At 69.1% G+C, this 26,141-nt stretch carries 25 protein-coding genes and 1 pseudogene; 16 read left to right on the top strand and 10 right to left on the bottom strand.

The window, feature by feature from the left end; genetic code table 11:
- Positions 1-7 precede the first annotated feature (7 nt).
- Entirely contained in the window at positions 8-832 is an 825-nt protein-coding gene (locus THESUDRAFT_RS03315; RefSeq protein ID WP_006903301.1) for a TetR/AcrR family transcriptional regulator, read from the bottom strand.
- 339 nt (positions 833-1,171) lie between these two features.
- Here THESUDRAFT_RS03315 and THESUDRAFT_RS03320 point away from each other — a divergent pair, with 339 nt between their 5' ends.
- Positions 1,172-1,501, top strand: a complete 330-nt coding sequence (locus THESUDRAFT_RS03320) for a hypothetical protein (RefSeq protein ID WP_006903302.1) — start codon at positions 1,172-1,174, stop codon at positions 1,499-1,501.
- A gap of 32 nt (positions 1,502-1,533) precedes the next feature.
- On the top strand, positions 1,534-1,965 hold the full coding sequence (locus THESUDRAFT_RS03325) for a hypothetical protein (RefSeq protein WP_006903303.1): 432 nt from the start codon (positions 1,534-1,536) through the stop codon (positions 1,963-1,965).
- On the opposite strand, the gene THESUDRAFT_RS03330 is transcribed toward THESUDRAFT_RS03325, so the two are convergent.
- The 3 genes from THESUDRAFT_RS03330 to THESUDRAFT_RS03340 form a co-directional block, all read right to left on the bottom strand.
- The gene (locus tag THESUDRAFT_RS03330; protein ID WP_006903304.1) at positions 1,957-3,495 is read right to left on the bottom strand and encodes an amidase; all 1,539 of its coding nucleotides are present in this window, start codon (positions 3,493-3,495) and stop codon (positions 1,957-1,959) included. The two genes, THESUDRAFT_RS03325 and THESUDRAFT_RS03330, sit on opposite strands and share 9 nt — an antisense overlap.
- A 135-nt stretch (positions 3,496-3,630) precedes the next feature.
- A complete protein-coding gene (locus THESUDRAFT_RS03335) occupies positions 3,631-6,090 on the bottom strand; it encodes a Ger(x)C family spore germination protein (RefSeq protein ID WP_006903305.1) in 2,460 nt (819 codons plus the stop codon).
- A complete protein-coding gene (locus THESUDRAFT_RS03340; RefSeq protein ID WP_006903306.1) occupies positions 6,087-7,667 on the bottom strand; it encodes a spore germination protein in 1,581 nt (526 codons plus the stop codon). Before THESUDRAFT_RS03340 ends, THESUDRAFT_RS03335 begins: the two co-directional genes overlap by 4 nt.
- A gap of 247 nt (positions 7,668-7,914) precedes the next feature.
- Here THESUDRAFT_RS03340 and THESUDRAFT_RS03345 point away from each other — a divergent pair, with 247 nt between their 5' ends.
- From THESUDRAFT_RS03345 to THESUDRAFT_RS03350, 3 genes and pseudogenes are all read left to right on the top strand, one after another.
- On the top strand, positions 7,915-8,205 hold the full coding sequence (locus THESUDRAFT_RS03345; protein WP_006903307.1) for a putative quinol monooxygenase: 291 nt from the start codon (positions 7,915-7,917) through the stop codon (positions 8,203-8,205).
- Positions 8,206-8,230: 25 nt separating this feature from the next.
- Positions 8,231-8,395 (top strand): hypothetical protein, encoded by a 165-nt coding sequence (locus THESUDRAFT_RS13250; protein WP_006903308.1) that lies wholly within the window; start codon positions 8,231-8,233, stop codon positions 8,393-8,395.
- 30 nt (positions 8,396-8,425) lie between these two features.
- A pseudogene (locus tag THESUDRAFT_RS03350) lies at positions 8,426-8,917 on the top strand (branched-chain amino acid ABC transporter permease); the annotation flags it as partial.
- An 81-nt stretch (positions 8,918-8,998) separates the two neighbouring features.
- On the opposite strand, the gene THESUDRAFT_RS03355 reads toward THESUDRAFT_RS03350, so the two are convergent.
- The 6 genes from THESUDRAFT_RS03355 to THESUDRAFT_RS14190 form a co-directional block, all read right to left on the bottom strand.
- On the bottom strand, positions 8,999-9,913 hold the full coding sequence (locus tag THESUDRAFT_RS03355) for a transposase (protein ID WP_242823223.1): 915 nt from the start codon (positions 9,911-9,913) through the stop codon (positions 8,999-9,001).
- Positions 9,914-10,020: 107 nt separating this feature from the next.
- Positions 10,021-10,503 (bottom strand): hypothetical protein, encoded by a 483-nt coding sequence (locus tag THESUDRAFT_RS03360; protein WP_242823224.1) that lies wholly within the window; start codon positions 10,501-10,503, stop codon positions 10,021-10,023.
- A gap of 146 nt (positions 10,504-10,649) precedes the next feature.
- Entirely contained in the window at positions 10,650-11,498 is an 849-nt protein-coding gene (locus tag THESUDRAFT_RS03365) for an ABC transporter ATP-binding protein (RefSeq protein ID WP_006903311.1), read from the bottom strand.
- Positions 11,495-13,576, bottom strand: a complete 2,082-nt coding sequence (locus THESUDRAFT_RS03370; protein ID WP_006903312.1) for a hypothetical protein — start codon at positions 13,574-13,576, stop codon at positions 11,495-11,497. Before THESUDRAFT_RS03370 ends, THESUDRAFT_RS03365 begins: the two co-directional genes overlap by 4 nt.
- Before the next feature lie 900 nt (positions 13,577-14,476).
- The gene (locus THESUDRAFT_RS14185) at positions 14,477-15,094 is read right to left on the bottom strand and encodes an RNA-guided endonuclease InsQ/TnpB family protein (RefSeq protein WP_242823225.1); all 618 of its coding nucleotides are present in this window, start codon (positions 15,092-15,094) and stop codon (positions 14,477-14,479) included.
- A gap of 157 nt (positions 15,095-15,251) precedes the next feature.
- On the bottom strand, positions 15,252-15,677 hold the full coding sequence (locus tag THESUDRAFT_RS14190; RefSeq protein WP_242823226.1) for a helix-turn-helix domain-containing protein: 426 nt from the start codon (positions 15,675-15,677) through the stop codon (positions 15,252-15,254).
- A 142-nt stretch (positions 15,678-15,819) separates the two neighbouring features.
- On the opposite strand from THESUDRAFT_RS14190, the gene THESUDRAFT_RS03380 reads away from it, so the two are divergent.
- The 11 genes from THESUDRAFT_RS03380 to aiiT all read left to right on the top strand — a co-directional run bounded on the left by THESUDRAFT_RS03380 (position 15,820) and on the right by aiiT (position 26,127).
- Positions 15,820-16,143: a hypothetical protein gene (locus THESUDRAFT_RS03380; protein WP_156821703.1), complete on the top strand. Its 324-nt coding sequence runs from the start codon at positions 15,820-15,822 to the stop codon at positions 16,141-16,143.
- Positions 16,124-16,954: an ABC transporter ATP-binding protein gene (locus THESUDRAFT_RS03385; protein WP_006903313.1), complete on the top strand. Its 831-nt coding sequence runs from the start codon at positions 16,124-16,126 to the stop codon at positions 16,952-16,954. Before THESUDRAFT_RS03380 ends, THESUDRAFT_RS03385 begins: the two co-directional genes overlap by 20 nt.
- Positions 16,942-17,655: an ABC transporter ATP-binding protein gene (locus THESUDRAFT_RS03390; RefSeq protein WP_006903314.1), complete on the top strand. Its 714-nt coding sequence runs from the start codon at positions 16,942-16,944 to the stop codon at positions 17,653-17,655. Before THESUDRAFT_RS03385 ends, THESUDRAFT_RS03390 begins: the two co-directional genes overlap by 13 nt.
- A 67-nt stretch (positions 17,656-17,722) precedes the next feature.
- The gene (locus THESUDRAFT_RS03395; protein WP_006903315.1) at positions 17,723-18,889 is read left to right on the top strand and encodes an acyl-CoA dehydrogenase family protein; all 1,167 of its coding nucleotides are present in this window, start codon (positions 17,723-17,725) and stop codon (positions 18,887-18,889) included.
- A 114-nt stretch (positions 18,890-19,003) separates the two neighbouring features.
- Positions 19,004-19,399, top strand: coding sequence for a MaoC family dehydratase N-terminal domain-containing protein (locus THESUDRAFT_RS03400; RefSeq protein ID WP_006903316.1), 396 nt, complete (start codon positions 19,004-19,006; stop codon positions 19,397-19,399).
- A gap of 62 nt (positions 19,400-19,461) precedes the next feature.
- Positions 19,462-19,920 carry a MaoC/PaaZ C-terminal domain-containing protein gene (locus THESUDRAFT_RS03405; protein WP_006903317.1) on the top strand — a complete coding sequence of 153 codons (459 nt, stop codon included), beginning with the start codon at positions 19,462-19,464 and terminating at the stop codon, positions 19,918-19,920.
- A 133-nt stretch (positions 19,921-20,053) separates the two neighbouring features.
- Positions 20,054-20,806 (top strand): 3-oxoacyl-ACP reductase FabG, encoded by a 753-nt coding sequence (fabG, locus tag THESUDRAFT_RS03410; protein ID WP_006903318.1) that lies wholly within the window; start codon positions 20,054-20,056, stop codon positions 20,804-20,806.
- A 138-nt stretch (positions 20,807-20,944) separates the two neighbouring features.
- Positions 20,945-22,156 (top strand): MBL fold metallo-hydrolase, encoded by a 1,212-nt coding sequence (locus THESUDRAFT_RS03415; protein WP_006903319.1) that lies wholly within the window; start codon positions 20,945-20,947, stop codon positions 22,154-22,156.
- Positions 22,157-22,347: 191 nt separating this feature from the next.
- Positions 22,348-23,331 (top strand): phosphotriesterase family protein, encoded by a 984-nt coding sequence (locus tag THESUDRAFT_RS03420; protein WP_006903320.1) that lies wholly within the window; start codon positions 22,348-22,350, stop codon positions 23,329-23,331.
- A gap of 60 nt (positions 23,332-23,391) precedes the next feature.
- Entirely contained in the window at positions 23,392-25,140 is a 1,749-nt protein-coding gene (locus THESUDRAFT_RS03425; RefSeq protein WP_006903321.1) for a long-chain-fatty-acid--CoA ligase, read from the top strand.
- A gap of 150 nt (positions 25,141-25,290) precedes the next feature.
- Positions 25,291-26,127, top strand: coding sequence for a quorum-quenching N-acyl-homoserine lactonase AiiT (gene aiiT, locus THESUDRAFT_RS03430; protein WP_006903322.1), 837 nt, complete (start codon positions 25,291-25,293; stop codon positions 26,125-26,127).
- Positions 26,128-26,141: the final 14 nt, after the last annotated feature.

The following is a 26,141-nucleotide window of genomic DNA, read 5'->3' on the forward strand; positions in this document are numbered from 1 at the left end:
TCTCCTCCTACCGATCCGGCCGGGCGGCCGGCCGGGCCGCCCCAGCGTCGCCCGGGCTCACGGCCGAGCCGGTCGCCGAGCGGTCCGACGCGCCTGCGGGTGACCCGGCGGGCGAACCCGCGAGCCCATCCTCGGGCGCATCCACCCCAGCGTGCATGCTGCTCGGTGCTCCGGTGGCCGGGTTTGCCCTGCCGATTCGCTCGAGGAACGCCAGCAGTTGGGCCTCCCGGTCCGCCCTCGTCCATTCCGACAGCTCCAGCACGGCGAACAGGTTGAAGGCGGCGCCCAGGCTCATCATCTGCCAGGCGATGGCGCGGGCCGGGACATCGCGGCGAATCTCCCCCCGCTCCTGTCCCTCCCGGGCGACCTCCTCGAGATACCGGGCATACTTGCGGTAGCTTTCGGCCAGGAACCGGCGGATCTCCGGGTCGCTGTCCTCGGAGACGGCCTTGAAGAAGACCTTCAGGTCCTCGCTGTTCCGGTCGACGAGATCCAGGTAGTCCTGGCCGATCCGCCGAAGGCAGGCCAGGCTCGACGGCTCGGAGCGGCGGACGGTCTCCCAGCGCTGCAGGATCCGCCGGGTGACGTCGTCCAGCACCGCCAGGAACAGCTGCTTCTTCGACGGGTAATAACGGTAGATGAGCGGCTCCGAGACGCCGGCCTCGGCCGCGATCTCCGCCGTGGTGCTCGACCGGTAGTTGGACCGGGCGAACACGGCCGTGGCCGTACGGAGGATCTGCTCGGACCGCTTCGTCGTCGCTCGTCGCGGGCAGATCGCGGGTTCACCTCCTCGTCTGCGACGTCCGAAGACCCGGGGGTCGGTACGAACCATCGCCGGGCGACGGGATGCTATTCGTGAGTGATTACTAACTAACTTAATACGCCGGGTTTCCGCCCCGTTCCTTCTCCTTCACAAGGCCGACTGGCCTCCAGACACCGGTTCGTCTCCCCTCAGGCCGGAAACGGTGCCTCTGGGCGGGAACCACCTGCCCTAACGTCGAAGGGACGGGCGGCGGGAATTGGCCCGCGACGAAGCGCTGATCCGCCGTCCCCAAGCGGCGCGTGCACCGGTGGCAAGGTAACAAGGTAACGATGTATGTTCCGGAAGAGGCGGCGGGAGGCCGCCCCTTCCTCGGGACGAGAGAGGGTTGGCAAACGGGAGGCGCGATCCATGCCCTTCGACCCTCACCAGGTCGCCTTACAGTTGACGGTGGGCCTCGGTGCCCTGGTCGCGGTGGTGGTGACATCGGTCCTCGGCCTGGTGCGGCGACGGCCGGGATGGCTGTACGCGGCGGGGATCTGCGCGTTGGGGCCGTGCTATTACCTGCTCGGCCTGTCGGCGGCGCTGGCCACCCTCGGTGCCCTGGGGCCGCTGCTGTTGGTGGGTGCGGGGGTGGCGATGCAGCGGGGTCGGCCAGATCTCGCCACGGTGGTGGTGGCGCCCGTCTACCTTGCGGTCTTTGTCCTGCTCCTGATGTACGGGATGGCAGCCGCCTACTGAACCTACTGACACGATGGAGGGGGTGGGGGACGGTGCACCGGACCACGGCGACGCTGGCGTCCCTGGTGGGCACGGTGGGTTCGACGGCGGTGCTCTACGGCGCCCTGTTCTGGTTGCCCCATCACCTGCAGGGGGCCCAACTCCATCCCACCGGGATCATCTTGCTCGGATCCCTGCTGGTGCTGCTCTTGCTGAGTTGGGCGCCGCTGGTCGCGCGCAGGGTGAAGCGCGGCGCCAGTGCCGCCGGGCTCCTCGGCTACGACCTGGCCTTCGCGACCGGCACGGCGATCCTGGCAGTGCCCTTCCTGCTGTCGCCGTTGCGGCTGATCTTCCTGCTGCCCCTGGTGGCATGCCTGGTCCTGGTGGGTGCGGAACGCATCAATACAGGCAACGTGGGGCGCCCGCTGTCGGACCCCCGGGGTTCTGCGTCCGACCCCACCGGACGGCCCGCGGGATCACGGTAGCCGCGGCCGCCGCTCGAACCACGGCGCCGCCCGCTCCAGCTGCCCCGCCAGGCGGAAGAGCCGGTCTTCCGCGCCGAAGGGGGCGACGAACTGGATCCCGATGGGCAGGCCCTCCGGCGTCCAGTGAAGAGGCACGGACATGGCGGGCACCCCGGCCAGGTTGGCCAGCTGGGTGAAGGGCGTGGCCGCCAGGTTCTCCAGGGCCACCTGCTCGAGGATCCCCGCCGCCCGGTACACCCGCCCCGAGCCCAGGATGCCCAGGGCGTTGAGCAGGTTCATCAAACGCTCTTGGGCCGGAGAGGGCTTCAGCTCCCCGACGGCCACCGGCGGCCGGGCGACCGTCGGCGTCATGTAGAGGTCCCACTGCTGGAAGAACCGGCCCAGGGCCCGGGCGGCCTGGTCCCACTGCTCCAGGGCCTGGCTGAACTCGCCGGCGCTGACCGTCTCCCCGAGGATCCCCAGCATCCGGGTGGCCGGCTCAAGGCGCTTCACCGCCTCGGGTCCGCGGAGTTCCCGCACCCGCCGGACCTCGGCCGCCACCGTGCCGCAGTACATGGTGAGGTAGCTGCGGGCCAGGGCAAGCCCGTCGATCTCCGGCCGGGCCTCCACCACGTGGTGGCCGAGTTCCTCCAACAGGCGGGCCGCCCCCTCCACCGCCTTGACGCACTCGGGATCTACCGGCCGGTCGATGGGGGAGCGGGTGTCTACGGCGATGCGCAGCGGCTCGGGGTCCTGGCCGAGTTCGTCCAGATAGGATCGGCGGGGCGGGGCGATGACGTAAGGCGCCCCGGGCTCGGGCGGGGCCAGCAGGTCCAAGATGGCGGCGCTGTCCCGGACCGACCGGGTGAGGACCCCGTACACCGCGGCGCCGTGCCACATCTGGCCGAAGTCGGGCCCCGTGGGGGTCCGCCCCCGGCTCGCCTTGAGGCCGAAGAGGCCGCAGTGGGAGGCCGGGATGCGCAGCGAGCCCCCGCCGTCGCCCCCCGAGGCCAGGGGGACCATGCCGGCCGCCACCGCCGCCGCGGAGCCCCCGCTGGACCCGCCAGGGGTCCGGGAGGGGTCCCAAGGGTTCCGGCACGGGCCGTACAGTTCGGGCTCGGTAAAGGCCACAAGGCCCAGTTCGGGCGTGTTGGTCTTGCCCAGGATGACGAGCCCGGCGGCCTTGTAGCGCCGGACCGTCTCGGCGTCGTGATCCGGGACGAACCCGGCATACGCCCGGGAGCCGTGGGTCAGGGGCACCCCGGCCAGGGCCTCGCCCAGGTCCTTGACCAGGAAGGGGACGCCGGTGAAGGGGCCAGGGGCGCCGGCGCCGGAAGCGCCAGCGGCCCCGCCGGGCGTGCCCTCATCCAGGGCCCGGGCCTGTTCCAGGGCCTGGTCGAACAGGGGGACGACCACGGCATTGAGCCGGGGGTTGAGCACCTCCACGCGCTCGATGGCCGCCTCGACCACCTCGACCGCCTTGACCTGCCGCGAGCGGATGAGTTCGGCCAGGCCGAGACCGTCGTACCGGTCGTATTCCTTGAAACCCACGGCTCGGGTCCCCCGTTCTCCAGAGCGGACTGCGCCGGTCAGGGCAGAACATGCCGCCCCGTCGCCGGCCATGTTCGCCATATACGTTCCCTGGCAGTGGATTCCTGCCCGCGCTGTCCGGGGCCGGATCTGGTCTCACGGGGCGCCCATCGTCAAGCCGGTGCGGCGCAGGTGGACGTCCACCTGCACCGAGACCGGCAGGCTCGCGACGCGCCGGCGCCACTGCGGGGCGACGCCCCGCCACGCGGCCGGATCGCGGCGATGCAACTCCAGGCCGAACCCCACGGGGTCGATCCCCTCCCGGCGGGCCAGCTGCAGCAGCGCCGCCACGTCGCGTCCCACGGCGCGTGCCGCCGCCGCCTGGGCCCGCGGCAGCACGGACGTCGTCAGGGGCTCCGTACACCGCCACTCTTCGACGTCCGCTTCGATCCGCACCCGCACGGAGGCCGCCGGCCCGGCGGGCGTCCAGCGGACACTCCGCCGGCTGCTGCTGCGCACGGCGGTGACCCCGAACCCGCGGTCCGGCGGATCGCCGGGGCAGGGCCACACCAGCCGGTCCACCTCTTGCTGGCCGGTCAGCCAGTACAGGCCCCGGGTGGCCGGTTCGTCCGCCAGGGCGACCAGGCGCAGGCCGCGGAACAGGGCCACGCGCCGCACCATGGGCTCGGTCGGCGTCGACGCGGCGAGATCCACCACGGGCACCGCCGGATCCTCACCCCCGTGGCCCACGGTGCGCAGGAAGGCGTTCAGATCGATGGGTGGGCCGAGACGGGCGGAGGGACGAAGCATCATCCGCTGGAAGGCGACGAAGCGCGGGGCGCCGAAGGCGGGCTGGAGGCGGTGGAGGAACCGGCCGGCGGGGCTGTCGGTGACGAACAGGAAGGCGTTACGACGAAAGGTGTAGCGCCGGGACAGGGTGTCGAGGACGGGCTCGAGGCCCGATCGCGCCAGGTCCCGCCCCACCAGCACCACGTTGACGTGGCTCCACAGCATCTCCCGCCCTGCGGCCAGCTCCAGCTGGCGCTGCGCGTCGAGGAGCGACTGGCCTTCGGCCTGGAGCAGCCGGTGGACGACGCTGCCCGGTTGTTCCCTGGGACCGGTGGTGGGGGCGCCGACGATCTCCACGGTGAGCAGCAGGCGGTCGCTGCGGGTTCGATCGAGGCCCAGCACCGTCACCACGGCGGCCTGCTCGGGTTCGATGCGGCCGTAGCAGCCGCCAAGGAAGAGGCCGGCGCAGAGGGCGAGCATCGCCAGGGCTGCCGCCCGCCGCGACCTGGCCGCGGCGCCCCGGACCTCAGAGCCGGAGGGACCCGCTTTCGCAGACGTACCGGATCCGCTCACCTGGGATGACGGAAGCCTTTCACCAGGATCCGGACCAGGGAGGCGGCCTCCGAGGTCCGAACCAGGGACGCGGCGCAGGCCGGTACGCCCCCCTTCCGGTCCCTCGCGTGGTGGCTCCTCTCCCCCGTTCGTCCTGGGGGACGCGGTCCGGGGCGTCGGCGGTCGCGGCCGGCCGGACCGGCGTGCCTTGAGGCTCATCCACCCGCCGGCCAGCAGGAAGGCCGTCCCCGCCATGGACACCTCCGGGAAGACCCTCTCCACGTGGTGAAGAAGCACCGGGCCGCTGGTGAACCCCACGACGCCCACCCACCCGGCCCCGGCGCCAATCACGGCCGTCACCACGCCCTGCCATCGCGGCTTCCCGGGGAGGGCCCGGGCCACCGCCGTAGCGGCCGCGGTCAGCAAGAGACCCAGATGGACGAACGTCCCCGTCAGCCACGCGAACAGCGTGAGGATCTCAAGGCGCTGGAGGAACAGGCTGGCGCGGACCTGACGGATCAGGCTGAGCACCGGGAAAGTCGACCGCGCCACCTCGGACACGCCGAGCACTGCGACGGCGGCCGCGGTGTAGGCGACCAGCAGCAGGCCCGACAGGGCCACGGCCAGGGGCAGGGCCCAGCGCAGTCGTCCGGGGTCCCGCAACCGGCCGCCGGCCGCCAGCACCACGGCCGACGCGCCGGAAAAGGCGAAGGCGACCGGCAGGGCGGTCGCCACCGGACCCACACCCGTTTCCAGGACCGGCGTCAGCTCGCGCATGTCCACGTTCCCCGCCAGCACGACGGCAAGGTTGAGCACGCTGGCGCCCACCATCAGGGGGAAGAGCACCTGGCCGCTGCGGTAGACCGCCTCCAGGCCGTAGGCTGCCAGGACCCAACCCGTCAGCGCCGTCCCGGCGGCGAACACCGCCACCGGCATCTCAGGCAGCACGGTGGCGAACACGGTGGTGACCTGGGCGACGAGGACCACCGCCAGGTACGTGACATACCCGGCAAAGCCCGCCGCGAGCAGGCGGTCGCCCCAGCCGGGCCGGTCCCCGGCCGTCCGCTCGCCCGGCGCCCGCTCCGGCCGGAAGTACAGGGCCCACCAGCACCAGGCCAGGACCATCCCGAGCATCGCCGCCACGCCCACCGCCATCCAGCCGTCCCGTCCCGCCTTCACCACCACGGGCCGCGGCAGGTACAGCAGCGCCCCCGTGGTCACCGCGATGGTGGCGTTGATGGCGACCTGCAGGGCTTCGACCCGCTGCGACCTCATGGCCCGGGCTCCGCCGCCCGCCCGGCGCTCCGCTCCACGGGGACGAAGGGGACCTGCTTGCGGTGCCGCCTCCAGGGCAGGCGCACCAGGGCGTCTTCCAGCAGCGCCTCGCCGCGCCACGGTGCCAGCGGGGCGAGGAAGGGCCTGCCCACCGACTCCAGGGAGCTCAGGTGCCCGACCACGGCGGTCACCCCGACGGCGATGCCGAACAGCCCCAGGGCGCTGCCCAGGAGCAACAACGCGTAGGAAATCAGCCTGAAGGGGACCGTCACGGCAAAGGTCGGGAGCGAGAGGGTGGCGACGGCCGTCGTCGCGGCCAGCACCACCATCGGGGCGCTGGCCAGTCCGCCCCGCACCATGGCCTCCCCCACCACCAGGGCGCCCACCACGGAGAGCGCACCGCCGATGCCGCGGGGCATGCGGGCGCCCGCCTCCCGCAGGAGGTCGAAGCCGACGTTCAGGATGATCGCCTCGACCACCGTGGGATAGGGTACGGCGGCGCGGCTGGTGAGGATCGTGACCAGCAGGTTGGTCGGGATCAGCTCGTGGTGGTAGTTGACGATGGCCACGTACAGCGCCAGGCCGCTGACGCTGACCAGCACGGCGAACAGGCGCAGCAGTCGCATGGCCGTGCCGAAGGGCCAGCGCAGGTAGTAGTCTTCCGGGCTCTGCAGGAGGTCCCAGAAGGTCGCCGGGACGATCAGCGCAAAGGGCGTGCCGTCCAGCATCAGGACCACCCGGCCCTCGGCGAGGGCGGCGGTGCACACGTCCGGACGTTCGGTGCTGCGGTACTGCATGAAGGGGGACCAGGGCCGCCCCGAGAGGAAGGAGGCGAGCTGGCTCGTGTCGACCACGGTGTCGAGGTCCACGGCGGCCAACCGCCGCCGCAAGGTCTGGACCAGCAACGGGTCGGCTCGGCCGAGCACGTAGAGGAGAGCGCCCCGGCTGTGGCTCAGGCGACCGACCTCGAAGTCCTCGACGCGCAGGCGATGATCGGCCAGGCGGCGCCGCACGGCGGCCAGGTTGGTGCGGAGCACCTCGGTGAACCCCTCGCGCGGCCCGCGGGTCACCACCTCCGTGGCCGGTTCCTCGGGCAGGCGGTGTTCGAAGCCGCTGAAGTCGAGGATGAGGGCGCGGTCGACCGAATCCACCAGCACCACGGCACTGCCGCGGTGCAGCTCCCGCACGACCTCGTCGAAGAGGCGGGCCTGCTGCAGCCGGGTTCCTTGGAGCCCGCGGCGGACGAGCCACCGCACCACCTCGTCCGGGGTGTTCACATCGGCCGGGATGCTTCCCAGCGGGACCAGCACGAAGCGATGGATCAGTTCGTCGACGGCCAGCCCGTCGATCACCGCCACGGCCACCCGGACCTGGCCCCGCAGCCGCAGGTGGCGGATGTGCAGGTCGCTGGCATGGCCGAGCAGCGCAGCCAGGCGGCGGGTGGTCTCATCGAGCCGGTGGGAAAGGGGTTCCGCCGCGGCCCGATCGGCGGCCCAACCGTCCAGGTACGCGCCAAGGCGGCTGCTGGCCGTATGGATCTCTTGCGTGAGCCGGTCCAGCAGGTTGCGGTTGGCCATAGCAGGTGTAGTATGTGCAGTCGCGGACCGTGCCGCCTGCCCTGGTGGGGTGCCGGAGGAGCCGCTGGCAGGGACCGGTGGCCCCGAAGGCGGCCGAGCCCCGGCGGCGAACCGGGCTGGGGCCGCAGGCCACCGACCTTGTCGCCGCAAGCCGGGGCCTGCACGGTGGGGGCAGCGAGCGGCTGGCCCCAGGACCTGGAGGTTCTTGCCCTGCCCGCAGGGAAACAACCTGCGGGAGGTGGACGGCATGATCGTCCTGGTGGCCCGCTACGTCACCCGCCCCGGCATGGCGGACCGGGTCGAGGCCGCCGTGCGGGAGATGATCACCCTCTCCCGCCAGGAAGAGGGCTGCCTGCGCTACGAGGTGAACCGCTCGGTGGAGCGGGAGAACGAGTTTCTGCTCTACGAGGTGTACCGCGATGAGGCGGCGCTGGAGGCCCACCGGCAGTCGCCCCACTTTCGCCGCATCGTCCAGGAGACCATCGTGCCCCTGCTGGAGCAGAGGGAGCGCCAGTTCTACCGGCCGGTGACGCCGTGACGGCCGCGGTGCTGGGGGTGAGGCTGTGCTTGCCTGGCAGGTCGAGCGGCTGGGGCCGCCGCGGGAGGTCCTGCGCCTGACGGACGTGCCCGAACCGGTGGTGGAACCCGGCACGGTGAAGATCCGAGTGGAAGCGGCGGGCTTTGCCGGCGGCGGCATTCCCCAGGTGCCCGCCAACACGTACTGGTGAAGAACTACAGCGTGGTGGGGATTCACTGGGGTTCATGCCATCGGCTACTATGCCACGGCCCTGCTGGCCACCCGGGCCGGAGCCAGCTTCCCCGTGGCTCTGCTGGGTGTCGCCGGGGTCACCGGGACCGTGAGGTATGTCATGGGACTGCCGGCCCTGCGCCTCCACGGCCATTACCTGGCCCTGGCCAGCATCAGCTTCGGCGCGGCGGTGCCGGAGATCATCCTGCAGTGGGACACGCTGACGGGTGGCCATGCCGGGGTCCTAGTGCCGCGGCCCGCCTTGGGTCCTCGGGAGCTGGCCGGCGATCGGCAGGTGTACTACCTGGCCTGGGGCGCCGCCTTCGTGCTGATGGCCGTGGCCGGCAACCTGCTCCGCACCCGGCCGGGGCGGGCCCTGATGGTCCTGCGGGAAAGCGACGTGCTGGCCCAGTCCCTGGGCATCAACCTGGTGACTTGCAAGACCCTGGCCTTCACCCTGAGCGCCGTCTACGCCGGGATCGCCGGGGGCCTTTACGCCTAACTGGTGGGCTTCATCAGCCGTTACCTGAAACATCGTCATCTGTTTCAGGCAGCCGATCCTTGCGGATCGGCGGTGCCGGTCTTACCCGGCGATGCGCCGGTGCCGGTTTCCCGCTTCCTCCGGGATCGCCTGCCTTGCGGCAGGTCTTCCATCCCGTCCACGGGCGTTTTCCGTCTCCGGACCACTCCCGGCGACGGCGGCCGCCAGGGCCGCGAGATTCCGGGCCGCGTTTTCGTCCCGATCCAGCACGAGCCCGCATTCCTCACAGCGGAAAACACGCTGCGAAAGCGGCAGCGACGGCTTGATCGCGCCGCACCGGGAGCAACGCTTGCTACTGGGATAGAAGCGCGGCGCTTCGACCAGGACCGCCCCGTGCCAGGCGCACTTGTATTGGAGCTGGCGGCGGATCTCCGCCATGGCCGCATCGGCCAGCGCCCGGGCGAGCCGGCGGTTCTGGACCATGCCCGCCACGTGCAGCTGTTCGACCACCACCACGCCATAGGTGGTCGCCAGGTGGTGCGTCAGCTTGTGAAGGGCGTCCTGGCGGATATTCCGGACCCGCGCATGGAGCCGGGCCAGCCGGCGGCGGGCCTTTTGCCACCCCCGGCTGCCCTTCTGGCGGCGGGCCAGGGCGCGGCTGGACCGGGCGACCTTCTGGAGGGCTTTTTCAAGGGGCCGCGGGTTCGGCCACACCTCGCCCGTCGAAAGGACCGCCAGGTGCCGCACCCCCGCGTCCACGCCCACCACCCGCCAGGGGAACCGGGGGCAGCCCGGCTGCCGCTCCACCTCGCAGGTGAAGCTGATGAACCACCGGCCGCCTTCCCGCGACACCGTGGCCGAGAGGATCCGGGCCGTCCCCGCCTGGATGCGCCGGAGCAGGGCCGTGGTCGGCTCGTGGGTCTTCACCCGCCCGATCCGGGGCAGGACGACGTGGCTTTGGTCGTCCACCCGGATCGCGCCGGTGGTGAACCGCACCGACTCCAGCTCCCGCACCACGGCGGGGAACCAGCGGTGGGGCGGTCGGGTCGAACCGGGCCTCCGGCGGCCGGTACGGCGCGGGGCGGCACGGCGCGCCGGCCCTTGGGAGGCTGCTGGCCGACCCGTCAAAGGCGGGTGTGGACGTACCCCCGGGTTTCAAGCCAGTGGCCCACGGCAAAAAGGCCAACGGCGAGGACGCCCACAGCGGGTACCTTGCCCAGGTCACTCCAGCGATCGTACAGGCCGAGCTGAAAGATGCTCACGGGCAGGTTGGGCGCGGTCAACATGAAACCCACACAATACGTTACGTTGAAAAGTAGAGGGAGAAAAGTGTTTCGAACCACAAGGGCAAGGCAATAGGCTGCCGCGATGAGAGCCGCACTCTGGACGGCGACGGCGATAAAGAGCAGCCACAGGCGCCCAAAACGCGTCGAGAGATACAGGAACGAGACGGCGCACAAGGCGACGAACAGGACCCAACAGATGATCATCCTGGCGAAGAGGGCACTCCGGCGGCCGGCGTAGACGAGCAGCAGTTCCCGAGCCGGCGAGTCCACGTATTCCCGCAGGATCAGCAGGGGCCACCAGGGAGCGAAGACGGGAATCAACAACTGGCATACCGTCGCAACGATGCTTGGATCCTGACCTTCCGCGGTCGCCGCGAGCACGGTCAGAGGCGTCAACCCCACCACGATGGCGGGCGGCACCAGGCCGTAAAGGCCAAGATTCTTCATTTCGAGGTAAAAGGCCCGACTCAGCATAGCCCATGGATCAGCCCCATGTAGGCGTCCTCCAGTGTCGGCGCAACGGCGGGGAACCGCTGAGGCTGCCGTGTGACGACGCGGTGCTGCACGCGACCCGAGACCTCGGTGATTCGCACGGTGAAGTGAGGCCCGGCGATGTCCTGCGCATTCTCCGCATCGACCTGGTAGACCTTCCCCTCCGCCAGGCGGCGCAGTTCCTCGCAGCTGCCCTGGAACAGAACCTGTCCCCGGTCTAGGATGATGACCCTGTCACAACAGGCATCGACATCCTCCACCAGATGCGTCGAGAGGAGAATCGCCCGGCCTTGTTTAATCGTGTTGACCAGGTTCTTGAACCGGGTCCGTTCGGCCGGGTCCAGACCCGCCGTCGGTTCGTCGAAGAGCAACAACCGGGGGCTACCCAGCAGGGCCTGGGCTATCCCGGCCCGCCGGATCATGCCGACCGACAGCGCCTTGACCCGATCGCCAGCCCGATCCGCCAGATTCACCGCTTCAAGCACCCTCTCGATTTCACCGGCCAGCTGTTGCCGGGGTATGCCCTTCAGGGAACCTACGTAAGCCATCATCTCGTACAGGGTGAGTTCACGAAACATGCCATAGGTTTGGGGAAGATATCCCATTTCCTGATAGAACACCTTCGACTTTTCGATGGGCACGCCCTGGTAAAGCACCTGGCCCTGGTCGGGATGAATCAGGCCCACCATGCAGCGAAGCAAGGTCGTCTTCCCCGCGCCGTTCGGGCCTAACAGGCCGTAGACGCCCGCCTCCAGCCGGAGAGAGATGTTCTTCAGCACCTGTCGCCGTCCGAAACGCTTGCTCACCTGGTTGATCGCCATCATTCCCCGAGTTCCTCCCTCAAGGCCCGCTCGATGAAGTCAAGGGGTTCCCCACCTTCGCCGGAGGTCAGATGATCATAAAACCTGCGACGGTGCTTCGTCTTTTGCGGCGATTCCAAAAACAGATAACGAGCTGCCTGGTCCAGGACCGTCGCCGCCAGCTCTTCCTGGCGCATGGACTCGGCGCTAGGGCCGGATTCTGTAGATGAAGCCGACTGCTGGCGCAGTCGCCGAACTTCCTGGATGTCAGACAAGATTTTGGCCGGGTCCAACCTTGCAGACGGATCGACCGGGGCACCCTCTGGGATCCCAACAAGGTAATCTACGTATTGGCTCACAAACCTAAAGTTTTCTGCAGACACTCCCGCTTGAAACTGGGTCATGATGATGCTACGGGCCAGTTCGGCGCCACTGCCGCATGATTGGGCCGTCACATGGTCGCTCATGATCACGACATCTTCCGTATTTGAATTGAGGCCAAAACTCCGCGGTACCTGAAAGAACTTCTTCTCAGAAAAACCCCGGATCAATGCCGGCATCGGCTGCTCAAGTTCCGTATAGACGCGGTCCAGGATATGTTCGGCCCGGCGCAAGCACTCACGGGTAGGCCGGTCGTTGCGCGTGGGTTCTGCGTAGATTCCGTTCTCCACCTCGTCGTCAAGCCCAGCGAACAGCGAAAGGCCATTCGTACGACCGGCGAAGACGTTGTCGTGGCCGTCCAGATTCGAAAAGACCTTAAGGTTCGACCGCACTTTAACCGTGTATTCGCTTTCGTTAGATGACAAGTTGATCACGTATCCGTACCGGTCGGAGTCCCAGATCTTGAGTCGACCGGGTTTCGGGTAGTACGCAAAATACCCCGGCAGGGTGATGGCCTGGGCATTCGCATAGTATTTCGGTGACTTCCCATGGTACCGAAACGTGACGGTCCTCGCTCCAGCGAGTGGGCCCACGGTGACGTAGTCCCCATCGCGGATAAAACGCACTTTGCCAGTTTCCGTGTGCACGTCCGTGATAATGTATCCGTGGTAAAGGGTGAAATCGTACCGGTCAAGATCAGGGTTGTCAAGGGTCACCCTGACCTCGGCACGCAACTCGTTGCTGATTGTGAACTTCATGTCATACGCCTCCACCTGAAATCCGGGCTCCAGTCGCTGGGAGTCTGGTTCGTCCTGCCCCATGTAGTAGATTGGATCCGCGTACGGAAACGACTGCATCCGCCGGTCCATCGCCAGGGTCGACCCGCGGTAGGAGAACAAAACGACGGCAACAGATGCCGTCACAATGGTTGCGGCGAGCAAGACATTCTTAACTTGACGACTACGGGCCGCGGTGTAACCGATTAAGGCGAGGGAAAAGACCATCCAAAAGAGAGCCAGACCCCACCGAACTGGTTCCAGTGGAAATCCATAGATGTCGGGAACGGCAAAGGCGTTGCCGATCTCATGGGGTACCAGGCGTACAAAGTCCTTAATGGAATAAAGCAGATTCTCGGTCCATGACGATCCAAAAAGAAGAAGGGGGATTCGGAAAGGAACCTCGGTGAACGTCGTGTTGAGAAGGATCAGGCCAACGGTTAGGCCATAAACCGCAAGCCGCCTCCCCCCGAAGACGGATCCAAACACGATACCGAGCAACCCGGCAATGAGAAAGGATAGCCATGAATACAGTATGCATGTTTTAATGAGATGTATGAGCACTGGGTCGAAGTCCAAACCCGAAAGGGCATAAAACAATGCGCTCAACATTAGATAGAGGACGAAAGGAATTGTCGAGATAACCAACAGACACCCGACGAGGCCAGCATACACCCTGGCTAGACCATACTTTGTCGTTTTGAAGGATTCGTCCAATGAGTGGTCGCGAAGGGTACGAGCCAGGTTATAAAAACAATAGATGAACAACGCCACAATAAAAATGTTAGGCTGGAAAACGGACTCTAACGCAGGGAATAGAGCTCGATGGCGCAAAAAGATTCGGAGATGATATCCCCAGTAGAGCGCCAGTGCTAGATGTGTAGTAATGAACAGGATGCTTCGATCTCTGGCACGCCAGAATATTCGAAACAAAGGAACAATCATGGATGCAAGGCCTCCAAAACCATAAACAGGGGCCCATACCCCTGTTTATGGTGAGTCATTGTTAATTTAAAAGCAACTAGTTCGACACTGTTCCCCTACCGATGCAATCGCTGTACCAATACATGCAATTCAGTTGAACACGCCACAGGAGGGCACCAGAACGCGAAGAACTTCCGTAGGCACCTGACCCGATGGCCATCAGCGACGTGCGTTCAGTCTGCCAACCTGTACCATCAGAGTACTGTAGGTCGATATACAACGGATGTCCGGAGGAAGAATAGTTGTAACCATCGTATGATGCGCCGTAATTCGATGTAATCGCTGACGACCGCACACTGGTTTGTCCTGTGCTGATGTATACGGTCACTGAAGCAGCAAAGACAGTAACGGTAAGCGCTATAACGAAGATGAACGTCAACAGCAAGGCTACCGGCCTGACCCGCACGGAGAACAACGCTCTCATGCACCACCTCCGGGGTGTTAATGTGCTACCACTGGATAATTTCGGCAGGAAGGCTCCGTTTCCTTCTTAGAGAGGTCACTGGTGGCTCCCTTTCGCGTTGGATGTGACGGCTCGAAGCGAGGACGTGTACTGCTGACTGCTGGATGCAGGATGAGCGCACCTCCAGCCAGCCGCCGGGCCGCGATGGATGCCGTTCGTGGGCGGCGAGGGCGGCCAGCACGTCGTCCACCTCGCGGATGCACTGGGCCACCCCTCCGCAGGTTGCGCACGTGTAGGTGAACTCCGCCACGCCGTACCGTTACCTGAAACTGTTTCAGGCAGCCGATCCTCACGGATCGACGGTGCCGGTCTTACCCGGCCATGAGCCGGTGCCGGCTTTCCGTTTCCTCCGGGACCGCCTGCCGGGCGGCAGATCTTCCGCCCCGTCTACGGGCGTTTCACGTCTCCGGGCCACTCCCGGCGACGGCGGCCACCAAGGCCGCGAGATTCCGGGCCGCGTTTTCGTCCCGATCCAGCACGAGCCCGCATTCCTCACAGCGGAAGGTGCGTTCCGAAAGTGGGAGCGATGCTTTCACCACCCCGCACCGGGAGCACCGCTTGCTGCTCGGGTAAAAGGGCGGTGCTTCGACCAGGACCGCCCCGTGCCAGGGACACTTATACCTGAGCTGGCGGCGGATCTCCGCCAGGGCGGCATCGGCCAGCACCCGGGCCAGCCGCCGGTTCTTCATCATGCCCGCCGCATTCAGCTGTTCGACGACCACCACGCCGTAGGTGCTCGCGAGGTGGTGTGTCAGCTTGTGAAGGGCATCCTGGCGGAGATTCCGGGCTCGCGCATGGATCTGGGCCAGCCGGCGGCGGGCCTTTTGCCACCCCCGGCTGCCCTTCTGGCGGCGGGCCAGGGCGCGGCTGGACCGGGCCAGCCGTTTTAAGTTCATCTCCAGCGCTCGGGCATTGGGCAAGACCTCCCCGGTGGAGAGCACCGCCAGGTGCTTGACGCCCGCATCGACGCCGACGACCTTCCAGGGGAACCGGGGCCGGCCCGGCGGCCGCTCCACCTCACAGGTGAAGCTGACGAACCACCGGCCCCTTCCCGTGACACCGTGGCGGACAGGATGCGGGCCGTTCCCGCTTCGATGCGCCGGAGCAGGGCCGTGGTGGGCTCGTGGGTCTTCACCCGCCCGATCCGGGGCAGGACGACGTGGCTTTGGTCGTCTACCCGGATCGCGCCGGTGGTGAACCGCACCGACTCCCGCCCCCGGCCCTTCTTCCGGAGCCGGGGAAACCCCACCCGGCGCCCCTTGCGTTTACCCTGTCGGCTTTTGGACCCGTTCTGCAGGGCCCGGGCGAGCCCGTCCAGACCGGAGGAGTAGGCTTCCTTCGAGTTCTCCCGCCACCAGGGGGCGACGCGGTGCTTTTGCCGGTTCCACTCCCGCCGCAGGGCGGGGAGGGTCCACGGCACCTCGACGTCTTCACCCGGGCGTGGGCTTCCAGGCGCTCCTTCACCAGGGCCAAACCCCAGTTGAAGGCGAAGCGGCGGGCGCCCACGTGGGAGGCCAGCGCCCGTTCCTGGCGGGGTGTGGGGTCGAGTGCGAAGCGGTACGCCTGCAACACACGCACGGGCAGGCCCCCCAAAATCATCCAGGGCCAGCATACCAGAACGTATGTTCGATTTCAAAGAGCGGCAGACGGGCGGAGGGGAGGGGATGCGAAAATTTGATGACGTTACTTCAACCTGACCTCGTCCATCGCCCTGGTGGCCCTGCTGCAGGTATTCACCCGGATGCCGGGCTGGCTGTCCGTGGTCGAGGGCGCCATCATCGTCCTCTTTGCCATGTTCCTTCCCGGCGGGCTGGCGTCGCTGCCGGCCCGCTGGCGGACCTGGCGGGCCTGGGGACATGTCCTGCCGGCCGGGGCCGGCCTCCCGCGGCCGTCCCCTGCCACGGCGGCGGAGGCGGCCGCCGGCTCCCCCGCCGCCGGGGAGCCGGGTCACGGAACCCGCCCGGCCGGACCCACCGGCCGGTCGACCTGGACCGGTGGGGACGAACCAGCCCCCCGCCTGGCCGGCCCGGAAGGAGGGAGCCCCGATGTCCCTCCTCGCCGTTGAGGGCATCACGGTGCGCTTCGGTGGCCTGGTGGCCCTCTCGGACGTCAGCCTGACCGTTGCGGAGGGGACGATCCACGGCCTCATCGGTCCCAACGGGGCCGGCAAGTCCACGCTCTTCAACGTCGTGAGCCGGTTCGTCCAGCCGGCGGCCGGCCAGGTGCTCTTCGACGGCCGGGAGCTGCTCCGGCTGCCGCCCCATGCCGTGGGCGGCCTGGGCATCGCCCGGACCTTCCAGAACGTGCTGCTCTGCCAGCGGCTCACGGTGCTGGACAACGTCCTCACGGGCCTGCACCGTTCCCTGCCCGTCTCCTTCTGGGGTGCCGCCCTCCGCCTGCCGGCAGCGATGCGGGCGGAGGAGCACGCCCGCGCCCGGGCGCTGGAGGCCCTGGAGTGGGTCGGCCTGAGGCCGTGGGCCCACCGGCGGGTCTCCGAGCTGCCCTTCGGGGCCCAGAAGCGGGTCGAACTGGCCCGAGCCCTGGTCAGCCGCCCCCGGCTGCTCCTGCTGGACGAACCGGCGGCCGGGCTGGCCGAAGGCGACCGGCGGCAGATGGCCGCCCTGATCGCCCGCCTGCAGCGGGAACTGGGGACCACGGTGGTGATGGTGGAGCACGACCTGGGCCTGGTGATGGACCTCTGCCAGGAGGTGACGGTGCTGGACTTCGGCCGGGTGATCGCCCAGGGCCCGCCCGCTGCGGTGCGGCGGGACCCGACGGTGATCGCCGCCTACATCGGCCGCGAGGCCGGTGCGGCGGGCGGCCCGGACGGTACGCTGGGCGGCCAGGACCGGGGGGAGCAGGCGTGCTCGAGCTGAAGGATGTCCACGTGAGCTACGGCAGCGTGCGGGCCCTGGAAGGCATCTCCCTTCAGGTGGGGTCCGGCGAGCTGGTGGCCCTCTTGGGGCCCAACGGCGCCGGGAAGTCGACCACCCTGCGGGCCATCTCCCGGCTGGTGCCGCTGCGGCGTGGCGCCATCGTCCTCGACGGCGCCGTACCCCTGCACCGCGACCCGCCGGAGGGGGTGGTGCGCAGGGGGGTGGTCCACGTGCCCGAGGGGCGCCAGATCTTTCCCGAGCTGACGGTGGAGGAGAACCTCTGGACCGGCGCCTTCACCCGGCGCCACCGGGCGGAGATCCGGCAGGACCTGGAGGCCGTGTACCAGCGGTTTCCCCGCCTCAAGGAACGGCGCCACCAGCTGGGGGGCACCCTCTCGGGCGGCGAGCAGCAGATGCTGGCCATCGGCCGGGCCCTCATGGCCCGGCCCCGCTTGCTGCTGCTGGATGAGCCCTCCATGGGCCTCTCGCCCCGCCTGGTGGAGGAGGTGTTCACCATCATCGGCGACCTGCACCGGGAGGGGGTCTCCATCCTGCTGGTCGAGCAGAACGCCCATATCGCCCTACAGGTGGCCGGCCGGGCCTACGTGCTGGAAAACGGCCGCGTCGTCCTGTCCGCTCCGGCCCGCGAGCTCAGGTCCCGGGAGGAGGTGTGGAGCGCCTACACGGGCCTGCGGGCCTGAATCGTCCGGATTCCGGCAGGACGGCCCGGAGGAAGATGGAAATCAGGAGGCTGGAGGTGTCTCCCGCATGGATTTTTCCCTCACGCCGGAGCAGAAGATGATCGTCGAGACGGTGCGGGAGTTCGTCAGGCGCGAGCTCATGCCCCTGGAGCGGGAGATGCAGCGGGCCGAGCTGGAGGGGCGCCGGTTCCCCGACCTCGAGACCCACCGCCAGCTGCAGCTCAAGGCGAAGGAAATCGGGCTATGGGGGCTGATGACCCCGCCGGAATACGGCGGGGCCGGGTTCGACTACGTGACCACCTGCCTGATCCTGATGGAGACCGCCAGGAGCTTCGTGCCCTTCACCTACGGCGGGTCCGCGGACAACATCCTCTTCGCGTGCAATGAGGAGCAGAAGAAGCGCTACCTCATCCCCACCATCAACGGCGAGCGCCGCTCGTGCTTCGCCCTGACGGAGCCCACCGCCGGCTCCGACGCCACCAACATCCGCATGACGGCCGTCAAGGACGGGCGCGAGTGGGTCCTGAACGGCGAGAAGATCTTCATCACCGGAGGCCTGGAGGCGGACTTCGCCATCGTCTTCGCCGTCACCGACAAGGAGAAGGGCGCCCGCGGCGGCATCACCTGCTTTCTGGTCGACCGGGAGATGGGCTGGAAGTCGTACCCCATCGCCACCATGGGCGGGTGGAGCCCGGCCCGCCTGGTGTTCAGCGACGTGCGGGTGCCCGAGGAGAACGTGCTGGGCGAGGTGGGCCGCGGTTTCGAACTGGCCATGCAGTGGATCGGCAACGGCCGGATCCTGATCCCCGCCCGGGCGGTAGGACAGGCCGAGCGGCTGCTGCAGCTGGGCATCGACTACGCCCGCCAGCGGGTGGCCTTCGGCAAGCCCATCGGCGAGTACCAGGCCATCCAGTGGATGCTGGCCGACAGCGCCGTGGAGATCCAGCAGGTCAAGTGGCTGGTGCTCCACGCCGCCTGGAAAGCCGACCAGGGCAAGGACGTGCGCCACGAGGCCTCCATGGCCAAGCTGGCCGGGGCCAACATGATCTGGCGGGTGGCCGACCGGGTGATGCAGATCCACGGCGGCATGGGCTACACCAGGGAGCTGCCCATCGAGCGGGTCCTGCGGGACGTGCGCGTGTACCGCATCTACGAGGGGACCGACGAGATCCAGCGCCGCACCATCGCCCGCAACCTGCTGCGCGACCTCGTGCGTACCGGCACCTGGGACTGACCCCAGCGGCCAGACGCACCGCCGGCGGACCGAGCCGGCCCGGAAAGCGAAGGCCGGAATCGGCCGGAGATGGCGCCGGATCCGTCGACGGGGCCGGAGAGGAGGCTGGGATCCGTGGCCGTGGACCGTTCCTTAATAGGAAAGGAATCGCCCGAAGAGGTCTTCGAGGTGGAGAGGGGGGCCATCCGGAAGTTCGCCGAGGCCATCGGCGACCCCCACCCCGCCTTCCGCAGCGGCGAGATCGCGCCGCCCACCTTCCCCACCACGTTCCGCATGGGCATCCCCGGGGTGAACCTGGAGCTCAGCCGGGTGCTCCACGGCGAGCAGGAGTACAGCTACCGCCGCCCCATCCGGGCGGGCGACCGGCTGCGCTGCAAGACCCGGGTGGCCGACGTCTACGAGCGGGAGGGGCGCCTGGGCAAGATGACCTTCCTGGTCACCGAGATCGAGGGGCGCGACGAGGCCGGGGAGCTGGTCTTCACCGGGCGGAGTACCATCATCGTGCGCTGAGCCGCCGGGGCGCTCGCCCGCCGGGGTGCTCGCTGAGCAGGCTGCCAGGGAGGTGAACCACCGTGGTGGAACCGGTGCGGGCAGAGGCGGCGCCGGTGCGCTGGGAACCCGGAGCCGAGCTGCCGCCGCTGGTCAAAGAACCCATAACCAAGGTGCAGCTGGTCAAATACGCCGGGGCCTCCGGCGATTACAACCTGATCCACACCGACGACGAGACCGCCCGGCGGGTCGGGCTCGACGGCGTCATCGCCCACGGCATGCTCAGCATGGGTTTCCTCGGCCAGTATCTGGTCCAGCTGGCGGGCCCGGAAGGGGTGCGCCGGTTGAAGGTCCGCTTCCGGCAAATGGTCCGGCCCGGCGATGTTTTGACCTGCAAGGGCCGGGTGGTGGAGGTGGGGGCGGAAGAGGCTCCCGGCCTGCGGCGGGTGCGGGTCGAAGTGTGGGCCGAGAACCAGCGGGGCGAAGCGGTCACCGCCGGCGAGGGTGAGGTGCTGGTGCCGGCGCCGGCAGGTTCGTGCTGAAGCGGGCCCGACCGGGAGCCGGTCCTGCAACGGGGCCTGCCCGGGAACCGGTACCGGGCCCTGGACGAACCGGCCCGCCGGCCGGGCGGCGTAACCATCGAGCGACGGGCCATGGAGGGAGAGGAGGATCCGGATGCGCTTTGCCGATCGGGTCGCCCTGGTCACCGGGGGCGGCCGGGGCATTGGGGCCGCCACCGCCCTGCGGTTTGCCCGGGAAGGGGCGGCGGTGGTGGTCTCCGACGTGGATGAGGGGCCGGCGGAGGAGGTGGCCTCCCAGATCCGCCAGGAGGGCGGCCGGGCCCTGGCCGTCGCCTGCGACGTGCGGGACCGCGGCCAGGTGGAGGCCATGGTGCAGCGGGCGGTGGACACCTTCGGCCGGTTGGACTTTCTGGTGACGTGCGCGGGGATCATCCGCGACAACCTGATCCACAAGATGACCGATGACGACTGGGACGGGGTGATCGACACCCACCTCAAGGGCACCTTCCTCTGCGCCCAGGCCGCCCAGCGGGTGATGGTGCCCCAGCGCTACGGGAAGATGGTCTTCCTGTCGTCCACCTCGGCCCTGGGAAACCGCGGCCAGACCAACTACTCGGCCGCCAAGGCGGGGATCCAGGGCATGGCCCGGACTCTGGCCATCGAGCTGGGGCCCTTCAACATCAACGTCAACGCCGTGGCGCCCGGCTTCATCGAGACGCGGATGACCCGGGCCGTGGCCGAGCGCACCGGGGTCGACTTCGAAGAGCTCAAGAAGGCGGCCGCCGAGCGGACGCCCCTGCGCCGGGTGGGCCAGCCCGAGGATGTGGCCGGGGTCATCGCCTTCCTCTGCAGCGAGGACGCCGGGTACGTCTCGGGCCAGGTGATCTACGTCCGCGGCGGTCCATGAGCGCCGCCGTCCCGGCCAGGGCAGCTCTCCGTCCCGCGGGCCGGGGTTCTCGGGGCCCGATCGGGGCCCGCCCGTGGCGCAGGCCCTGCGCCGCGGGCTCCCGGCCCGCAGGGGCCGGTTCTTCCAAGGCGGGGGGGGGTGGGGGCGACGTCGCAAGGCAACGAACCGGACCGGTTGCCCGAACGACCCATCGACGAGCACTGCTGGGAGATGGCACCAGGTCTTTACCGCATCCTGCTGCCCTTGCCCTGGGATGTCCCCTTCGTGAACGCCTACCTGGTCCGGGCCCCCGGCGGGTGGGTGCTGGTGGACGCCGGGGTGGGCACTCCGGCCTGCCTCAGGGCCCTGGGCTGGGCGTTGCGGGCGGCCGGGGTGCCCGACGGCGGCCTGGCCGCCATCCTCTTGACCCACCGCCACCCCGACCACGCGGGCGACGTGGTGGCCGTCCGCCAGCGGTGGGGTGGAAGGGTCTACGTCCATCCGGCCGAGCTGGAGCTGGACCGGGCGGACCCGGCGGTGCTGGAGGCATGGCTCGCCTTCACGGGCATGCCGGCAGAGGTGATGGAGACCCTCCTGCGCCGGGCCGAGCGCATGCCCCTGCCGCCGGATGCCGTGCCCTACCCGCGGCGGGCCCCCCTGGCGGAGGGCCCGGGCTTGCCCGCGGCCGCCCTGCCGGTGGCGGGACTCACCTTTGAGGTGGTCTACGTGCCGGGGCACTCGCCGGGCCACGTCATGCTGCGGGTTGCCGAAACGGGCTGGGTTTTCACAGGGGACCACGTCCTCCCCCGGGCGGGCATCAACGTCTGGGCCAACCCTGCCGGGCCGGCGGACCCCATGGGGGCCTATCTGGCCAACCTGGAGGCGGTGGCCCGGCTGGATGCGGCCTGGGGGCTGGAAGCCCGTGACGAGGCGGCCGGGGCGGCCGGGGCAAAGGCTCGGGCCTGCCTGGCCCGGGGCGAGGGCGGGTCCGGGGGCTGGCGGCAAGGTGCGGATGCTGCGGAGGGGAGCCCGGGGCGGGACCCTGGCTCCCGGACGGCAGGGCCGGTCCTTCCCGGGCACGGCTTGCCGTGGAGCGGGCCCATGATGCCCTATGCGACGGCCCTGGCGGGGTGGCACCGGCGGGCCGCCCTCGCCCTGCGCGACCGCCTGCCGGACGAACCCGGCCCCACGGCCTTCGAGATCGTGGCGGCCCGCCGGCCCGACGATGCCCGCCACACGCCCCACCGGCTGCGGGGGGCGGTGGCCGAGACCCTGGCTTTCCTCCTGTGGCTGGAGAGGGAGGGGCTGGCCGGGCGCCGGGGCGATGCGCCGGCCCGGTGGTACCGGCTGCCCGGTCCCAGGGAGGGGTGAAGGTCCCGAGACATACCCCGGACAAGCGCCGAATAGACATGCATTGGGGCCGGCCTGCCCGGGTCGCTGGGGGAACCCGGGCGGGGCCATCCGGCGGAACCGGACCCGGCGGGGTGACACCGGACCCGGCCCGCCGGAAAGGCCCCGGAGAAACGGGAGCGGGAAGCCGCCCGCCAGAGGGGGTGGGTCCTGTGGGCCGCACGGTGAACACCGTGACGGGGCCGGTTCGTCCCGAGGACCTGGGCAAGACCCTGGTCCACGAGCACTTCGTGTTCGGGTACCCCGGATTTCACGGGGACCTGACGGTGGCGCCCTACGACCGGCAGCGGGCGCTGGAGGTTGGCCTCGATGTGGCACGGCGGGTCATGGCCTGCGGCGTCCGCACGGTGGTCGACGCCACGCCCAGCGACTGCGGCCGCGATCCCGAGCTGCTGCGGGAGATCAGCGAGCGCACGGGACTGCAGATCATCTGTTCCACGGGCTACTACTACGAGGGCGAAGGCGCCCCGGCGTACTTCAAGTTCCGCCGCGCCCTGGGGGATGCCGAGGAAGAGATCTACGAGATGTTCATGCGGGAGATCACCGAGGGCATCGGCGGCACGGGGATCCGGGCCGGGGTGATCAAGCTCGCCTCCAGCAAGGGCGTGATCACCGAGTACGAGCAGATGTTCTTCCGGGCTGCGGCCCGCGCCCAGCGGGAGACGGGGGTTCCCATCATCACCCACACCCAGGAAGGCACCATGGGGCCGGAACAGGCGGCCCTCCTGGTGGGGGAGGGGGCCGATCCACGGCGCATCATGATCGGCCACATGGACGGCAACACCGACATCGCCTACCACCTGGCCACCCTGGCCCACGGCGTCTTCATCGCCTTCGACCGCTACGGGATCCAGCGGTTCGTCGGCATGCCCTCCGACGAGACCCGCAACGCCCTGGTGACCGGGCTGATCGCCCTGGGCTACGCCGACCGCATCATGCTCTCCCACGATTCGGTGAATTTCTGGCTGGGCCGGCCGGTGCGGTGGCCGCCCGAGCTGGCGGACCTGCTGGCGGCCTGGCATCCTACCCACCTCTTCGACGACGTGGTGCCGGCCCTGGTGGCGGCGGGGGTCCGGCCGGAGGTCCTGGAGGGAATCTTCACCCGCAACCCGGCCCGGCTCTTCGGGGCGGAGTGAGGAACGGGCCCGGTGGGCCGAGCAGGGCCCGTACGGCCCGCTCCATGGGGGTGCCTGGCCATGATGGAACCGTATGGCGCCCAGGGGGGCGGTGCGGGCATCCCGCCCCGCCGCCCCTGGCTGGGGCTTTACACCGCCGGCGTACCGGCCGACCTGCCCTTGCCCGCCCGGCCGGCGGTGGACCAGTTCCGGAACACCGCCCGGCGGGCCGGCGACCGGCCGGCGGTGTACTACTTCGACCGGGTGCTGACCTTTGGCGAGCTGGACCGCCTGAGCAATGCCCTGGCCGCCGGGCTGCGGGACCTGGGGGTCGAACCCGGCCACCGGGTGGCCCTGTTCCTCCAGAACGTCCCCCAGTTCTGGATCGCCCTGCTGGCGGCCTGGAAGGCGGGCGCCATCGCCGTGCCCCTGAACCCCATGTTCAAGGAAGAAGAACTGGCCTACCATCTCAACGACTCGGGCAGCACGGTGCTGGTCAGCCTGGAGTCCCTTTACGATGGCGTGGCCCGCGGGGTGCTGGGGCGGACCGAGGTCCGGCACGTGATCACCACCTCCGAGCTGGATTTCCTCACCCCGCCGACGGGGGCGCCGGGTGCGGCCGGCTCCGGGTCCGGGGGCGGGGTCCCGGCCGTTCTGGCCGGTTCGTCCCGGCGCCGGTTTGGCGAGACCTGGGACCTGGTGGAGATCTGCCGCCGGCTGGAAGGAGCGGCCGACCCCGGGGCCGAGCCGCGGCCCGAAGACGTGGCGCTGCTCACCTACACCTCGGGCACCACCGGCTCGCCCAAGGGCGCCATGAACACCCACGGCAACGTGGCCTTCAACGCGGAGGTCTACCGGACCTGGATGGGGCTGGGGCCGGGGGACGTGGTGGTGGGCGCGGCGCCCCTCTTCCACATCACCGGGCTTATCGGCCACCTGGCCGCCGCCGGTCTGGCCGGCGTGCCGGTCATCCTGGGGTACCGGTTCGACCCGGGCACGATGCTGGAGCTCATCGAGCGCTGGCGCGGGACCTTCATGGTGGCCGCCATCACCGCCTACATCGCCCTGATGAACCATCCCGACTTCGGGCGCCGCGACGTGAGCTCGCTGCGCAAGGCCTACAGCGGCGGGGCGCCCATCCCGGCGGCGGTGGTGGAGCGCTTCGAGGCGGCCACCGGGACGTACATCCACAACATCTACGGGCTGACGGAAACCACCTCGCCCTCCCACGCCGTGCCCCTGGGGCGCCGGGCGCCCGTGGACCAGGAGTCGGGCGCCCTGTCGGTGGGCGCACCGGTGCCCAGCACCGTGGTCAAGGTAGTGGACCTGGAGACCGGCCGGGACCTGCCGCCCGGCGAGGTGGGCGAGCTGGTGACCCGCGGCCCCATGGTGGTGGCCGGATACTGGCAGAAACCCGAGGAGACGGCCCATGCCATCCGAGACGGCTGGCTGCACACCGGGGACGTGGGCCGGATGGACGCCCAGGGCTGGTTCTACGTGATCGACCGGAAGAAGGACATGATCATCGCCTCGGGTTTCAAGGTCTGGCCACGGGAGGTGGAAGACGTGCTCTACCGCCACCCCGCCGTCCGGGAAGCGGCGGTGGTGGGGGTGCCCGACCCCTACCGGGGCGAGACCGTCAAGGCGGTGGTGTCCCTGAAGCCCGAATTCGAGGGCAGGGTGACGCCGGAGGAGCTCATCGCCTTCTGCCGGGAGCGGATGGCGGCCTACAAGTACCCGCGGCAGGTGGAGATCGTGCCCGAGCTGCCGAAGACGCTGACGGGGAAGATCCTGCGGCGGGTGCTGCGGGAGCGGGGGAGGGAAGGGTAAGACCCGCCGGGGCACCGGATGCCGGCGGTGGCGCTTGCCGCGGATTGGGCAGGGCAGCGGCGGACCGCCGGGAGCCCAGGAAATGCCGGGGGGCGGGGTCCACGTGGGCGGGAACACCTTGGTCGTGTGAAGATCTGGGGGGATGCAACCATGTCCGTGCGGATGAAACTGTACGTTCTGGACTGTGGCCGGATGCAGATGGACAAGTCCTTGATGCTCGCCGGGGCGACCCTGGCCTCCCGGGACAACCCGAACCGGCCCGCCGAGTGGATCGAGTTCCCCATCTATTCGGTGTTCATCGACCACCCCGACGGCAACGTGCTGTTTGACACCGGCTGCAACCCGAACTCCATGGGGCCGAACGGTCGCTGGCCGGAACAGACCCAGAACACCTTCCCCATCGTCAGTGGCGAGGAGTGTTACCTGCCCCACCGGTTGGAGCAACTGCGCGTGCGCCCGGACGACATCCGTTACGTGGTGTGCTCGCACCTGCACCTTGACCACGCCGGTTGCCTCGAGTACTTCCGCAAGTCGACCATCATCGTCCATGACGACGAACTGGCGGGAGCCTTGAAGCTGTACGCCATGCACCAGCGCCTGGGAGCGTACATCTGGGACGACATCGATGCATGGATCCGCAACCAGCTTCACTGGCGGCCGGTGCGAAGCGACGAGGGGGACCTGCCGCTGGTGGAAGGGGTTCACATCCTCAACCTGGGCAGCGGCCATGCCTTCGGCATGCTTGGCCTGCAGGTCCAACTGCCCGGCACCGGCGGCATCATCCTTGCGTCGGATGCCGTCTACTGCGCCGCCAACTACGGCCCGCCCGTGCGCCTGCCCGGCATCATCTACGACTCGCTGGGGTACACGCGGACCGTCGAGCGCATCCGCCGGCTGGCGGAAGCGACCCGCTCCCAGGTGTGGTTCGGACACGATGCCGAGCAGTTTGCGCAGCTGATCAAGTCGACCGAGGGCTATTACGAGTGATTCAAGGGGGAACC

This window comes from Thermaerobacter subterraneus DSM 13965 (assembly GCF_000183545.2).
GTDB lineage: Bacteria > Bacillota > Sulfobacillia > Thermaerobacterales > Thermaerobacteraceae > Thermaerobacter > Thermaerobacter subterraneus.